The 13,692-nt window shown below is 69.8% G+C and carries 14 protein-coding genes and 3 pseudogenes; 7 read left to right on the forward strand and 10 right to left on the reverse strand.

Annotated elements, in window-relative coordinates:
• Positions 1-197: 197 nt before the first annotated feature.
• The 3 genes from glnII to OHT51_RS30480 all read right to left on the reverse strand — a co-directional run bounded on the left by glnII (position 198) and on the right by OHT51_RS30480 (position 2,770).
• The gene (glnII, locus tag OHT51_RS30470) at positions 198-1,226 is read right to left on the reverse strand and encodes a glutamine synthetase (protein ID WP_328882115.1); all 1,029 of its coding nucleotides are present in this window, start codon (positions 1,224-1,226) and stop codon (positions 198-200) included.
• 327 nt (positions 1,227-1,553) lie between these two features.
• Complete coding sequence (locus OHT51_RS30475) at positions 1,554-2,273, reverse strand: hypothetical protein (RefSeq protein ID WP_328882116.1); 720 nt, start codon at positions 2,271-2,273, stop codon at positions 1,554-1,556.
• Positions 2,274-2,404: 131 nt separating this feature from the next.
• Entirely contained in the window at positions 2,405-2,770 is a 366-nt protein-coding gene (locus OHT51_RS30480) for an arsenate reductase family protein (protein WP_328882117.1), read from the reverse strand.
• 219 nt (positions 2,771-2,989) lie between these two features.
• Between OHT51_RS30480 and OHT51_RS30485 the strand changes: the two genes are divergently transcribed.
• Positions 2,990-3,298: a hypothetical protein gene (locus tag OHT51_RS30485; RefSeq protein WP_328882118.1), complete on the forward strand. Its 309-nt coding sequence runs from the start codon at positions 2,990-2,992 to the stop codon at positions 3,296-3,298.
• A 97-nt stretch (positions 3,299-3,395) separates the two neighbouring features.
• Here the strand turns inward: OHT51_RS30485 and OHT51_RS30490 are convergent, their stop codons facing one another.
• The gene (locus OHT51_RS30490; protein WP_328882119.1) at positions 3,396-4,586 is read right to left on the reverse strand and encodes a winged helix DNA-binding domain-containing protein; all 1,191 of its coding nucleotides are present in this window, start codon (positions 4,584-4,586) and stop codon (positions 3,396-3,398) included.
• Between the two features lie 296 nt (positions 4,587-4,882).
• Here OHT51_RS30490 and OHT51_RS30495 point away from each other — a divergent pair, with 296 nt between their 5' ends.
• Positions 4,883-6,220 carry a DUF2252 domain-containing protein gene (locus tag OHT51_RS30495; RefSeq protein WP_328884494.1) on the forward strand — a complete coding sequence of 446 codons (1,338 nt, stop codon included), beginning with the start codon at positions 4,883-4,885 and terminating at the stop codon, positions 6,218-6,220.
• Here OHT51_RS30495 and OHT51_RS30500 read toward each other — a convergent pair.
• Entirely contained in the window at positions 6,136-7,014 is an 879-nt protein-coding gene (locus OHT51_RS30500; RefSeq protein ID WP_443052605.1) for an alpha/beta hydrolase, read from the reverse strand. The genes OHT51_RS30495 and OHT51_RS30500 overlap by 85 nt on opposite strands.
• A gap of 267 nt (positions 7,015-7,281) precedes the next feature.
• Here OHT51_RS30500 and OHT51_RS30505 point away from each other — a divergent pair, with 267 nt between their 5' ends.
• A complete protein-coding gene (locus OHT51_RS30505) occupies positions 7,282-7,578 on the forward strand; it encodes a hypothetical protein (RefSeq protein WP_328882120.1) in 297 nt (98 codons plus the stop codon).
• A gap of 56 nt (positions 7,579-7,634) precedes the next feature.
• Here OHT51_RS30505 and pspAB read toward each other — a convergent pair whose 3' ends face one another.
• The 3 genes from pspAB to OHT51_RS30520 all read right to left on the reverse strand — a co-directional run bounded on the left by pspAB (position 7,635) and on the right by OHT51_RS30520 (position 9,942).
• Positions 7,635-8,264 carry a PspA-associated protein PspAB gene (gene pspAB / locus OHT51_RS30510; RefSeq protein ID WP_328882121.1) on the reverse strand — a complete coding sequence of 210 codons (630 nt, stop codon included), beginning with the start codon at positions 8,262-8,264 and terminating at the stop codon, positions 7,635-7,637.
• A 2-nt stretch (positions 8,265-8,266) separates the two neighbouring features.
• Positions 8,267-9,184 (reverse strand): zinc metalloprotease HtpX, encoded by a 918-nt coding sequence (gene htpX / locus OHT51_RS30515; RefSeq protein WP_328882122.1) that lies wholly within the window; start codon positions 9,182-9,184, stop codon positions 8,267-8,269.
• Between the two features lie 368 nt (positions 9,185-9,552).
• A complete protein-coding gene (locus tag OHT51_RS30520) occupies positions 9,553-9,942 on the reverse strand; it encodes a hypothetical protein (protein ID WP_328882123.1) in 390 nt (129 codons plus the stop codon).
• A 70-nt stretch (positions 9,943-10,012) separates the two neighbouring features.
• On the opposite strand from OHT51_RS30520, the pseudogene OHT51_RS30525 reads away from it, so the two are divergent.
• From OHT51_RS30525 to OHT51_RS30535, 3 pseudogenes are all read left to right on the forward strand, one after another.
• Positions 10,013-10,171: pseudogene (locus OHT51_RS30525) on the forward strand (IS982 family transposase); the annotation flags it as partial.
• A 131-nt stretch (positions 10,172-10,302) separates the two neighbouring features.
• Positions 10,303-10,617 (forward strand): annotated as a pseudogene (locus OHT51_RS30530) (maleylpyruvate isomerase N-terminal domain-containing protein); the annotation flags it as partial.
• A gap of 130 nt (positions 10,618-10,747) precedes the next feature.
• Positions 10,748-11,150, forward strand: a pseudogene (locus tag OHT51_RS30535) (IS5 family transposase); the annotation flags it as partial.
• Positions 11,151-11,165: 15 nt separating this feature from the next.
• Here OHT51_RS30535 and OHT51_RS30540 read toward each other — a convergent pair.
• On the reverse strand, positions 11,166-11,438 hold the full coding sequence (locus OHT51_RS30540; protein WP_328884495.1) for an SCO2583/SCO2584 N-terminal domain-containing protein: 273 nt from the start codon (positions 11,436-11,438) through the stop codon (positions 11,166-11,168).
• A gap of 121 nt (positions 11,439-11,559) precedes the next feature.
• Positions 11,560-12,969 carry a type I glutamate--ammonia ligase gene (gene glnA, locus OHT51_RS30545; protein ID WP_328882124.1) on the reverse strand — a complete coding sequence of 470 codons (1,410 nt, stop codon included), beginning with the start codon at positions 12,967-12,969 and terminating at the stop codon, positions 11,560-11,562.
• A 198-nt stretch (positions 12,970-13,167) separates the two neighbouring features.
• On the opposite strand from glnA, the gene OHT51_RS30550 reads away from it, so the two are divergent.
• Positions 13,168-13,635, forward strand: coding sequence for an RDD family protein (locus tag OHT51_RS30550; protein ID WP_328882125.1), 468 nt, complete (start codon positions 13,168-13,170; stop codon positions 13,633-13,635).
• Positions 13,636-13,692: the final 57 nt, after the last annotated feature.

Genomic DNA, 13,692 nt, shown 5'->3' on the forward strand with positions numbered 1-13,692 from the left:
CACCCGGTCGAAGTCGTGGTGCTGACGGGAAGGCCAGAAGGGCTCGAGGTCATGGCGACCTGTCGCGGAGTACTTCTGGAAGCTGGCCATGGCCCCATTGAAGCAGACACTTGCCCCCGGCGGGACCCTCGTCTCATCAGACGCGAAGGGGCGCCCACCGTCCCGGTGGGCGCCCCTTCGGGAACTGCTGGGCACGATCAGACCTGGCCGGCCTTCTCCAGCGCGGAGCAGCAGGTGTCGACGAGCAGACGGGTCACGACGTACGGGTCGACGTTGGCGTTGGGACGCCGGTCCTCGATGTACCCCTTGCCGTCCTTCTCGACCTGCCACGGGATACGGACCGAGGCGCCACGGTTGGAGACACCGTAGGAGTACTCGTTCCACGGGGCGGTCTCGTGCAGACCGGTCAGGCGGTCGTCGATGCCGGCGCCGTAGTTCTTGACGTGGTCGAGGGGCTTGGAGCCCTCACCGAGCGACTCGCACGCGGTGATGATCGCGTCGTAGCCCTCGCGCATCGCCTTGGTGGAGAAGTTGGTGTGCGCACCGGCACCGTTCCAGTCGCCCTTCACCGGCTTCGGGTCCAGCGTCGCGGCGACACCGAAGTCCTCGGCGGTGCGGTAGAGCAGCCAGCGGGCCACCCACAGCTGGTCCGACACGACGAGCGGGGCCAGCGGGCCGACCTGGAACTCCCACTGGCCGGGCATGACCTCGGCGTTGATGCCGGAGATGCCCAGGCCCGCGGCGAGGCAGTTCTCCAGGTGTGCCTCGACGACGTCACGGCCGAAGATCTCGTCGGCGCCGACACCGCAGTAGTAGCCGCCCTGCGGCGCCGGGAAGCCACCCTTGGGGAAGCCGAGCGGGTAGCCGTCCTGGAAGAACGTGTACTCCTGCTCGATACCGAAGATCGGCTCCTGGGCGGCGAACTTCTCCGCGACCTCGACGAGTGCGGCACGCGTGTTGCTGGCGTGCGGCGTCATGTCGATGTTCAGGACCTCGCACAGGACCAGGATGTCGTCCCCGCCGCGGATCGGGTCCGGGCAGGAGAAGACCGGCTTGAGCACGCAGTCCGAGGCGTGGCCCTCGGCCTGGTTCGTGGAGGACCCGTCGAAGCCCCAGATCGGCAGCTCGGCACCCTTGGCGTCGTCGGCCAGAATCTTCGTCTTCGAACGGAGCTTGGCCGTCGGCTCGGTGCCGTCGATCCAGATGTACTCAGCCTTGAAGGTCACGGGCCACATCCTTCGGGGTGGGTCTGTTGCGGGCGCTGCGGCGCTGCGGCACTGGGGCGCCGCGCTCCAGGAGCTTGTCAACAGGCGATTTCCCGACCATTGCTCGAATGTGAACCCCGTGTTACCTGGTGTTGGTGTGGCCGGTTTCACGCTGTGAGCGCCCGTACCGAGCCGATACGGCCTGCGAGCACCGCCACCGGGACCGGCAGCAGCCACTCGTATGCGATGGGAGTGAACGACGACCCCGCAGGCACACGCACGCGGGTCCTGCCGCTCGTGGCCGCGAGCGGCAGGACCCTTGACACGTACGACGTGCCTACCGGAGCCTCACCCCACCTTCTCGATCAGGGCCCGGCGAATCAGGAACTTGCCGGGCTCACGTACCTGCTCGAAGGCCGCGTTGTTGAGCAGCGCACAGCTGCCGGAGACCGAGGTGACCTCCACCGTCGTGGACTTGTTGTTGTCCAGGTTGGTGACCTTCAGCTTCGTACCGGCCGGGAACTGGTTGCTGGACGCGGCCGGCGCCCCGCCCTCGCCGGAGAGCGTGACGGTCGACCCGTTGCAGACCTGCTGCCCCGAGGCCGCGGCACCGCCGTTGTCCCCCGCATTGCCGGCATCCCCGGCCCCCGCGTTCCCGGCGCCTGCATCCCCGGCGCCTGCATCCCCGGCGCCCGCGTCACCGGCATCCCCCGCGGGAGCGCTCGGCGCCGGCTGCGAAGCCTGGGAGTCCTGAGCCGACTCCCCAACCCCGCACCCGGACGCCTCCTGCTGGACCTTGATCTGCGCGATGACCGCCTCACGGTTGGCGATCCGCGCCTCGGACTGCGCGTCCGGATTGGCCCGTTGCCCCTCGATGAACCGCTCGTTGTTGCCGAGCGCGGTGGCGAGCCCCTGACAGACCGTCGACTCCGCTGCGGACTTGACGGTCGGCGTCTGCGAGGCGTTCGAGGTGCTCGCCATGACGAAGGCACCGCCTCCCGCCACCGTCGCCGCACTCACCAGCAGCGCGAGCTTCTTCTTCGTACCGAGAGTTCTCCTACGCGACATGCGCGCCTCCTGAAGAGCTAGGGGAGCGTACGTCGCTATGTACGAGATGCCGAACGAAGTTACTCAGTGGTCACGGGAGTTGGCCGAAGTAACCTGCGTCACACCTCATCCGAGAACCCTCGGTTCGCCCGTCAGCTCTCGCGGGACAGGGCGTCCCGCACGGCGTCATCGGTGCGCGCGACAACGGCCGTACCGTCCTGCGCGGTGATGATCGGCCGCTGGATCAGCTTCGGGTGCTCGGCCAGCGCCTTCACCCACCGCTCCCGCGAACCGGCGTCCCGCGCCCACTCCTTCACGCCGAGCTCCTTGGCGGCAGCTTCCTGCGTCCGCGTGATGTCCCACGGCTCCAGTCCCAGCCGGGTGAGCACCTCCCGGATCTCGTCCTCGCTGGGCACGTCCTCCAAGTAACGGCGGACGGTGTAGTCGGCCCCTTCGGCGTCGAGCAACGTGATGGCGCTACGGCACTTGGAACAGGCCGGATTGATCCAGATCTCCATGCCGACCACCGTATCCCGAGCCACCCGTGTTCGAATTTTTCGGCGCCTCACGAACACCTTCCGAACCCGGTGTGACACAGCGACAGTTTAGTTGCTGACCAGGGCATTTCATGGACGTACGGCACCCCTGATTGTCAGTGCCGGGCAGTAAACTGTAAGCAGTGTTCGAGAGCGTCGCCGGGAATCCGGCCGGCGCTCCACCGCGACAGGAGGATGCCTGTGCCCGCTGCCGCACTGAAGGCGAAGCCCACCCAGTCCACCGCAAAGCACCCCGTGCTGCTCGACCTGCCGTACGCGCCCCTGGAGAAGCGGCCGCTGCCGCCGGGCCGTCCGCGCGAGTGGTACGTCACCCACAACCGCCGCCTCAAGGCCCTGCGCCTGGCGATCGCCCTGCTCGACTCGGGCGTCCTCATGCCGAACCAGGCCCGCAACGACACGATCCGAAGCACCGCGGAGACGATCGGGGTCCACCCGCCGTCGGACACGACGTGCCACATGGTGCGCGCGCTCATGAGGTACTCGAGGTAAACGGCGCAGCCGGGTGCCCTCGACGTCGAGGGCACCCGGAAAACCGGAACAACCAGGCATAACCAGGCACAACCCGGAACGATCCGGGGACAGTCCCTTACGCAGACAACTCCCGCTCCAGCGGCGTCCGAAAGCGAGGCGTCACCCGAGCCGCCCCCGCCCACCCCCGCAACCCCGCCGCCTCAACGGCGACCGCGGCCTCCACCGCCCGCCGCTCCGCGCCCGCCAGATCCTCCAGCAACCGCCAGACGATCTCCCCGTCCCGGCGCTGGGCCCATCCGCCCACCACCCGCCCGTTCCACCACACCGTCGGCCCCACGTTGCCGCTCCGGTCGAACAGGGACGGCCACAGCTCCGGCGCCAGATACCACTCCCGCCGCTGCCACCCCATCGCCGTGGGGTCGAGCGCCGGCAGCAGCGCCGCCCACGGCTCCGTGGGCCCGGCCACCGGACCGTCGTCGCCGTCGAGGACGTACCCGCTCCCCTCGTCCAGGGCCACGGACCGGGCCGCGATCGCCGCGAGCGCCCGGCGCACCTCGGTGACCCGCCACCCCGTCCACCACTTCAGGTCGGCCTCCGTCGCGGGCCCGCACGCCGCGAGCCAGCGCCGGACCAGCTCCGCCTGTGCCCCGGCCACGTCCAGCTCGGGATGCTCGGGCGCCACAGCCCACCGGAACTGCGAGGACGTCCAGGAGCCCAGCGGCCGCCCCCGCACGACCTTCCCCTCGACGCCCAGCACCCGCAGCAGCCGTGTCGAGACGGTGTGCATGCCCTCGTAGCTCTTCCCGGCCCCGTACAGGAACTGCTCGCGCAACCGGGGCTCGTCCTGGGCGAGTTCGGCCGCCGTCGCCTGGCCGCGCCGGGCCAGCGCGGCCAGCGCCGACTCCTCGACCTCCGCAAGCCAGGCGGCGTCCGGCGCGCCCGCCGCGGCCATCTGCTTGACCAGCGTGGCCCGCTCCCGGGCGGCCACCGCGAGGCCGGTCGAGGCATGCACGACGGCCGTCAGCCCGGTGGGGAACACGAACACGGTGTGCCGCATGCCGTGCATCCGGACCAGCGCCCGCTCCTCGTACAGCGCCCGCTCGGTCTCCGCGACGGTCTTCCCGGGCTCCGCCAGCCGCGCCCCCACGGCCAGGTAGACGGTCGCCGGATCGGTGCCGTGCAGCGCGACCAGGGACTCGGCGACGTCCTCCGGCCGCCCGGCCCGAGCCGCCCCGGCCAGCCGATGCCGCACCCCCAGCCGGGCCCGCCGCTCCGCCACCCCGATGTACCGCAGCCCGTCACCCATCCCGGCCTCCACCCGTCATGCCGTCACACAGCCAGTGACCGCATCTTCCCGGACCCCACTGACAACGGCCCTCGCACCGGTCACGGTCGCGGGCCCGCCCCGTCACCCGATTGCCGTACCCGGCATGCGCACACCCCCGGCCCCGCCTTCACTGCCATCAGGAGGGCGATGAAGCGGGGGACGGACCGGGGGACGGACCGGGCGGCGGCAGCGGGAGGTTCGATGGGCAGGCCTGGCACACGGCGGCCGGTGCACGGGACGGCCGTGGACAGAATCGTGTCCTGGTGACGACCCCCATGACGCCCGCCGAGCGCGCCCGCCGCGGCAAGGCCGCCCGCAAGCAAGTGTCCCGCTCCGCCCACGCCGCCTGGGTCCCCTCCGTCGACCGGCCCGACCCCGTCGCCGTACTGGAACGCCAGGGCCGCGACCGGCTGCCGGAGCTGCTGCCGATCAGGTACGGCCGGATGACGGCGTCCCCGTTCGCCTTCCTGCGCGGCGCCGCCGCCGTGATGGCCGCCGACCTCGCCGCCGCCCCGCACACCGGCCTCACCGTGCAGCTGTGCGGCGACGCCCACCTGCTCAACTTCGGCCTGTACGCCTCCCCGGAACGCTCCCTGCTGTTCGATCTGAACGACTTCGACGAGACGTTCTGCGGCCCGTTCGAGTGGGACGTGAAACGGCTCGCCGCCTCGGTCGCCGTGGCCGCCCGCGAGATCGGCCACCCGGACGCCAAGGCCCGCCGCGCGGCCCTGGAGGCCGTGACCGCGTACCGCACCACCATCCGGCGGCTGGCCCAGCTCGGCGAGCTCGCCGTCTGGCACACCCGCATCGACGCCCAGCAGCTCATGCCCCTGGTCCGCTCCACCCGCGACCGCCACCGCATCGAGGCCAGCCTCGGCCGCGCCCGCCGCCGCACCAGCATGCGGGGCTTCGACAGGCTGACCGAGATCGTCGACGGACGCCGGCGCATCATCCACGACCCGCCGCTCCTCGAACGCGCGGGCACCTCCGACATGGCCGCGCTGCGCAAGATCTTCAGCGACTACCGCTCGACCCTCTCCGAGGAGCGCCGCCTGCTCCTCGACCGCTACCGCTTCGTCGACGCCGCCCGCAAGGTCGTCGGCGTCGGCAGCGTCGGACTGCGCTGCTTCATCGTGCTGCTCGCCGGACGGGACACCGACGACCCGCTGTTCCTGCAGATCAAGGAGGCGCGGCCGTCCGTACTGGAGGAACATCTGCCGAGCGGGCCCTTCGTCCACCCCGGCCATCGAGTCGTCGCGGGCCAGCGTCTGATGCAGGCGACCGGCGACATCTTCCTCGGCTGGATGTCCGGGCCGCAGGGCCGTGCCTTCTACTGGCGTCAGCTACGCGACATGAAGGGCTCCACGGACGTCGCCGGCATGAGCCCGGACGACCTTCTCGCCTACGCCCGCCTGTGCGGCACGACCCTCGCCCGCGCCCACGCCCGCTCCGGCGACCGCATCGCCATCGCCGGCTACCTCGGCGTCGCCGACACCTTCGACCGCGCGGTCACCGACTTCGGACTGGCCTACGCGAACCAGACGGTCAGCGACCACACGGCCCTGGGCGCGGCCGTCGGCGCCGGGGTGGTCAGGGCGGCACCCGGGGTCTGAGCACCCAAGCCGTGCGCCCCTGCGGCACCTGCTTTGCCAGCTACGACCGGGTGGGCCGTCACCCCCCGGTCGCCCAGCCCGGCCAGCACCGCGGTGACGAACTCCCGCCGGTCCTCGGCATGTTCCTGGAACCACAGGCCCAGCATGTGTTCCGAGCCCGGCACCTCGAACCGTGTGAACTGGGCGTGTGCGGCCAGGGCGTCCTGAACCGCCTCCGTCACCTCCGGCGGGATGATCGCGTCCGTCCCCGGCACCGCGAGCACCGCCCGGCCCTCGTACGCCCGCAGCACGTCGAGTGCGGGCGCCCCGCGCCAGCCGTCCGGCCTGCGGATGATCTCGCTGAACCGCCCGTTGCCCTCGCCGAACGGCACATCCCAGGCCTCCTCGGCGTACACAGCGGGCGCGCACAGCCCGATCGCCGCCACGCGCTCCCCGTAGTGCGCGACGAGATCCGTCACCGTCTGTCCGCTCATGCTGAACCCGACGAGGACCAGCGGACCGCCCGCCGGCACGCACGCGTCGATCACGGAGACCGCCTGCTCGAAACGCCTCCGCAGGCTCAACTCCCGTAGTTCACCGTTGCTTTCGCCGTGCCCCGAGAAGTCGAGGGCGAGCCCGTGGCAGCCGCGGGACACGAACTCGGCGAGCAGCGGGAGCAGCCGTTCCTTGCTGCCGATGCCCGCGCCGTGCAGCAGGACGGCGGTGGCCGTTTCCGGGCCGGCGGCGGCACCGCCGTACACGCAGCTGAGCAGTTCGCCGTCGTGGGTGTGTGCGAAGGAGGAGAGCTCGGTCATGTGCCCCATTCACTCACAGCGGCCACCGGCCGAACTCGGGCCCCGGGAAAAGGAGATGCACGCCGAGTGACCGCCTCCCTACCCTGGACATGCGTAACGGAGCAGTTCACGCCGCTTTTCGCAGGGCGGGCGTCACCCTGCGGACTCGGGGCTACTCTCTACGCACCGACGGACGGTCGCCCTCCCCCAGCGCCCCGTCGGGCATCCATCGGTCACCGCTCGAGATCCATCAGATCCAGATCCAACCCACGCTCACGGAGGCCCGTGATGGGCACCATCGTCATCTCCGGGACCGTCGTCCTGGTGATCTTAGGATTCGACAACCACCTCTACTGGCTGGCCGCCGTCGCGGTGCTCTTCCTCTACCTGCAGTACGGCCGCAGCGCGTCCGCGCCGAGCGGTGGTGCGGGCGGTGGCGGGGGAGGGGCCCCGTCCGGAGGCTCCATGCCCGCGGACTACCGCGCCTACCGCGACCGCCGTGACATGCAGGCGAAGTGGGAGCGCCGCTACCGCCGCGAGCGCCCGCTCGAGACGCGCCGTCAGGAGCGCGAGAAGAGCAAGTGAGACCACCCGCGGTGGTAGGCCGCGGGGGTCGCGCCCGCAGTGCGAGGTGCCCCCGGTCACAGGCCGGGGGCACCCCACAGCGGGAACCAGCGGTTCAGGTCCTGCTCGATCCGCAGGTCGTTCGCGAGGGCCGCCCGCACCCGCAGCTCCAGCGCGTTGTCGCGGCGTTCCGTCGCACCGGGCAGGGGTGCGAAGGGATAGAAGGTGCCGCGCTTGTAGAGGTAGACGAGCGCCATCCGCCGCCCCGGCTCGCCGCTTTCCGCCCCGTCGCCCGCTTCCGGCCCCTCACCCTCTGCGTACTCGAATCCCGCCAGCGAGCACAGCAGCTGCGGGCCGAAGCCGTTGACCTCCATCGCGCTGTTCACCGCGTGCAGGTCGTTGACCAGTTCCGGCAGTTGCTCGGGCGTGCGCCGGGAGACCAGCCACGAGTAGCCGTAGCCGTCCCGAGTCAGCTGCACCGGCCGGCCCTCGCGCTCGGCGTCCGCGTCGAGCAGCGCCTGCACCTCGCGGTGTGTCTGCTCGAAGACGGCGCCCTCGACCGTGGCGAAGCACACCGCCCCGCTGCCGGTCGGCCAGAACCCGGCCGCCGCCTCCAGCGTGATGGCCGCCGACGGCAGCCCGAAGAGCTGGTCGAGATCGGGCGCGACCGGTTTCGTACGGCCCAGCAGAATGTCGAGCAGCCCCATGCTCACACCCCTCCGGGAGCAGCGGCCTCGCCCAGTTCGGCGGAGATCCGCCCCAGCTGGTCGAGCCGCTGTTCCAGGCTCGGGTGAGTCGAGAAGATGCGCGCGATGCCGGGCTCGCGGCCCAGGGCCGGCGTGAAGTAGAAGGCGTTGAAGGCCTGCGCCGTCCGCAGGTCCTTGGTGGGGATGCGGGCGATGTCGCCGGAGACCTTGGTCAGTGCGGACGCCAGTGCCGAAGGCCGCCCCGTGAGCAGCGCCGCGGCCCGGTCGGCGGCCAGCTCCCGGTACCGGGACAGGGCCCGGATCAGCAGGAAGCTGAGCGCGTACACGGCCGCCGACACGCCCATCACGGCGGCGAAGATCACGGCGGTGTTCTGATCCCGGCGCCCGTCGCTGAACAGCTGCGAGTAGAAGGCGAACCGTACGATCAGGCCCGCGATCACGCCGAGGAACGAGGCGACCGTGATCACGGCGACGTCCTTGTGCGCCACGTGCGACAGCTCGTGCGCGAGGACACCCTCCAGCTCGTCCGGCTCCAGCCGCCGCAGCAGCCCCGTGGTCACACAGACCACGGCATGATCGGGATTGCGCCCCGTGGCGAACGCGTTCGGCATGTCCATCTCCGACACGGCGACCACGGGCTTGGGCATGTCGGCGATGGCGCACAGCCGGTCGACGACCCCGTGCAGCTCGGGATACTCCTCCCGCTCCACGACCCGCCCCCGCATCGCGAACAGCGCGACCCGGTCGGAGAACCAGTACTGCGCCCCCAACAGCGCCGCCGCCACGACCACGACGAGCACCCAGGACTTCAGCAGAAGGATCAACGCGACGACGAACGCCACGTACAACAAACCGAGCAGAAACAGAGTGATCCCCATACGGGCGGTCAACCGCCGATCACTCCGGAACCGGCTCTGCATTTCGCATCACCCCGCGCACTCAGGCACTCGTCCCACTGCCCAGTGTGCACCCGGTGACTCCCATGAACGGGTCGTGATCGGCCCCAGGACCGGCAAAGGCCGGGAGCGCGGGACCGCAGGCGGACGGCCTGCGGGCTGTCCTGGCGATCATGAGCGGAGCCGGATGACGAGTACTGCGGCGGTGACGGTGCCGAGGTGGACGTTGGCGCGTTTGCCCTATCAACGGCTCACCTGATCGCCAGGTCACGGCTGGATGATCAATTCCAAGAGATGCCTGCGGAGGGTGTGGGGTCGGCGGCGGCCGAAGCCACCGCGAGACGGTCAGGCGGCGGGCTGCCGGCCCTGGTTGTCGAGGTGGCAGCGAGCGGTCAGGCGTCAGGGTCGACTTCGGGGTGTGTGAACCGCACGGGCTTGCCCAGCGACCGGGCGTAGGCGATTTCGGCTCGGGTGCTGTCTCCGACGTAGTGGCCGACCACGAGCACCTCATCAGCGAGCCGGATTTTCGCCCGGTGCAGATCGTCGAGTCGAACCTTCAGCGCCTCGGCCGCGACAGGCTCGGACCAAAGTTCGTGTGGCGACTTCATGTCACAGCCCGGTTTGACGACAATCTTTCCGGCTTTGGTCTCCCGCAGATCGGCCTCGTTCATCTCGGTCATGAAGCGGGTGGAGCCGCAGATCACGACGATACGCGGGAGGCTCAACAGCTTCTTCGCGTCGGCGAGCTTCTCCTCGGGGGTGAGCAGTTGCGGGTATGACACTGGTTCCTCCTGGTGGTGTGGTCCAAGGGGTGCCCGCGGAGACGTGAACGAGGGTATCCAAGATCGTTTTGTGACGAACGGCGTGGACACCCTCGCGGCAGCACTCTTTGCGGCGACCGACGACATGCTGAAGGAGTATCCCGACCTGGCGCCGTGGCGCCCGCCGGTCGGCATTACGCCCCGCCTGAGCGATGCCGAACTGGTCACCCTCGCCACGATGCAGGCCATACGGCTACACCAACAAGCGGCTGCGGACGGATTTTCAGGACGGCTTCGGCGTCGGTGCTCCGCCCGGCCGTCGACGCGTTCGTACGACAAATTCGCTAATTGGCGGCCGGAGCGCCGTGATACACAACCGCCGTGCAAAACATATGGGAGTTCCCCGAGATCCTGCGGCTGATCGAAGACCGCTCGGCCGCGTTCCGCGCTGCGATCGCGTCCGCCCCCGACCTTGACGTCCAGGTCCCGACCTGCCCGGACTGGACGCTGCGCGAACTGGCGCAGCACCTCGGTGACGGCCGCCGCCAGGCCGCCATCGTCGCGGCGGGCCCGGGCGCTGAGCCCCCGGCGAGGACGGACCCGAAGGGCGCCCCGACCGCGCCCCGCGACCGCGAAGCCCTGGACGCCTGGCTCGCCGAGTCGACCGAGCTCATGCTCGACGCGATGCGCGACGCGCACTTGTGACGGCGCGGCTGCGGGCAGGCTGCGGGCCTGCTGTTCAAGGGCGAAAGGCGCACCTGCGGGCGGCTGCCGCTGCACTGGGGGACACTGCGCGGCGCCGGTGCTGCTGTTCAAGGGCGAAGAGCTCTCGCTCGTCCTGACGCCCGGTCAGCGGGCCGACTGCACCCGGTCCGAGGCTGTCATGGAACGGATCCGGGTGCCCCGCCCGGCCTCGCACGACACCCGACAGCGTCAGCGCCGACAAGGGCTACAGCAACCGTCGCACCCGCGCCTACCTGCGTGGACGCGGGATCCGGCACGTCATCCCGGAGAAAGCCGACCAAGCGGCCGGCCGTCTGCGGCGCGGGAGCACCGGTGGCCGGCCACCCGGCTTCGACAAGGAGCGGTACGCCAAGCGCAACACTGTCGAGCGGGCGATCAACAAGCTGAAACAGTTCCGCGCGGTCGCGACCACATACGACAAACGCGCCTACGTCTACCTTGGCATCGTCACAGCCGCAGCACTCGTCATCTGGCTCCGCTCATGATCGCCAGGACAGCTCCTAGTAGCCCGCGCGGAAGTTGATGTAGCCCAGCAGCACGATCACCCCGGCGACGCAGCCAAGCACGATGGCCGTGGACACCCAGCCCGACCTGCGCTGCCGCCGCGCCACATGATCGGGCTCACCCCGGAACGGCACCGGCCCGGGCGGGTTCTCCTTCCAGCGCGCGGCGAGCATACGGGCCCGCGCCGAGGGCTCCTTGTGCTCGGCGTTGTCCGCCCACTTCAGGTCGAACTCGCGTTCTTGATCGTCGTGTTCGTGCTGCTCCGGCATCCCGTCCACCCCCGTGTCGTCCATCGGCAGAGGCAGAATAGAACATACGCCCGCGCCCCCGCTGTCAGTAGAACAGCGGGGGCGCGGGCGCTATGCCACGATGCCTGAAATCAGGCGTCGATCACACGTCGAAGTACATCTCGAACTCGTGCGGGTGCGGACGCAGCTGCAGCGGGGCGATCTCGTTCGCGCGCTTGTAGTCGATCCACGTCTCGATCAGGTCCGGCGTGAAGACGTCGCCCTGGAGGAGGAACTCGTGGTCGGACTCGAGGCGGTCGAGGACGGCCGGGAGGGAGGTCGGGACCTGGGCCACGCCCGCGTGCTCCTCGGGAGCCAGCTCGTAGAGGTCCTTGTCGATCGGCTCGGCAGGCTCGATCTTGTTCTTGATGCCGTCCAGGCCCGCGAGCAGCAGGGCCGAGAAGGCCAGGTACGGGTTGCCGGAGGAGTCGGGCGCGCGGAACTCGACGCGCTTGGCCTTCGGGTTGGAGCCCGTGATCGGGATACGCATCGCGGCGGAGCGGTTGCGCTGCGAGTACACCAGGTTGATCGGCGCCTCGAAGCCCGGCACCAGACGGTGGTACGAGTTCACCGTCGGGTTGGTGAAGGCGAGCAGCGACGGGGCGTGCTTGAGGATGCCGCCGATGTAGTAGCGGGCGGTGTCCGACAGACCCGCGTAGCCGGCCTCGTCGTAGAAGAGCGGCTGGCCGCCCGTCCACAGCGACTGGTGCACGTGCATGCCCGAGCCGTTGTCACCGAAGATCGGCTTCGGCATGAAGGTCGCCGTCTTGCCGTTGCGCCAGGCGACGTTCTTCACGATGTACTTGAAGAGCTGCAGGTCGTCGGCCGCGGCGAGCAGGGTGTTGAACTTGTAGTTGATCTCGGCCTGGCCGGCGGTGCCCACCTCGTGGTGCTGGCGCTCGACCTGGAGGCCGGAGGCGGCGAGCTCCAGGGAGATCTCCGCGCGCAGGTCGGCGAAGTGGTCGACCGGCGGGGCCGGGAAGTAACCACCCTTGTAGCGGACCTTGTAACCGCGGTTGTCCTCCAGCGCGCCCGTGTTCCAGGCACCCGCCTCGGAGTCGATGTGGTAGTACGCCTCGTTCTCGGCGGTCTTGAAGCGCACGCTGTCGAAGACGTAGAACTCGGCCTCGGGGCCGAAGTACGCGGTGTCGGCGATACCGGTGGAGGCGAGGTAGGCCTCCGCCTTCTTCGCCACGTTCCGCGGGTCACGGGAGTACTGCTCGCCTGTGATCGGGTCGTGGATGAAGAAGTTGATGTTGACCGTCTTGTCGCGGCGGAAGGGGTCGACGCGCGCGGTGGACAGGTCGGCGCGAAGCGCCATGTCGGACTCGTGGATGGCCTGGAAGCCGCGGATCGAGGAGCCGTCGAACGCGAGCTCCTCGGCCGGGTCGAAGGCCGTGGCAGGGATCGTGAAGTGCTGCATCACGCCCGGCAGGTCGCAGAACCGGACGTCGATGAACTTGACGTCCTCGTCCGCGATGAACTTCTTGGCCTCGTCGGCGTTCTGGAACATCCAGCTCCTCCTACTCCCGACCCGTCGGTCCGGGGTGGTAGTTCGGTCGTGCGGCCAGTGCGGTGGCACACGCTGGCCTCGACCCTAGGGACGGGTGATTTCTCTGGCGTGACCCATTTGTTTCGCACACGTTAACCGGACATCCCCGACCTCCCCCCACCTGTCCACATCGCAAAACGGGCACAGTACCGTGGTCGCGTGGACAAGAGGCAAGCAATCGGATCCTGGCTCTCGGGCCCCCGCGCGGCGGCCGAGGAAGCCGGTGTCGACTTCGGATACCGGGGTCAGCAGCTCGGTCTCCCCGAGGAGGGACCGGGCTCCATCGCCCGCCCGGGACGCCGGATCGGGGCCCTGGCCGTCGACTGGGGCATCTGTGTCTTGATCGCATACGGTCTCATTACGGACGGCTACGGTCAGGCGACGAGCAACTGGGCGCTGCTGCTGTTCTTCCTGATGAGCGTCCTGACCGTCGGCACCGTCGGCTTCACCCCGGGCAAGCGCCTCTTCGGCCTGCGTGTGGTCGTCCTGGAGACCGGCACCGTGAACCCGCTGCGTGCCCTGCTGCGCACGGCTCTGCTGTGCGTCGCCATCCCGGCCCTGATCTGGGACCGCGACGGCCGCGGCCTGCACGACCGGCTGGCCCACACGGTCGAGGTACGGATCTGACCTCCGTACGCCTCGCATAAGTCGAACGTACTCCTCGTACCGCGCGCTTCGCATACG

This window comes from Streptomyces sp. NBC_00299, assembly GCF_036173045.1.
GTDB lineage: Bacteria > Actinomycetota > Actinomycetes > Streptomycetales > Streptomycetaceae > Streptomyces > Streptomyces machairae.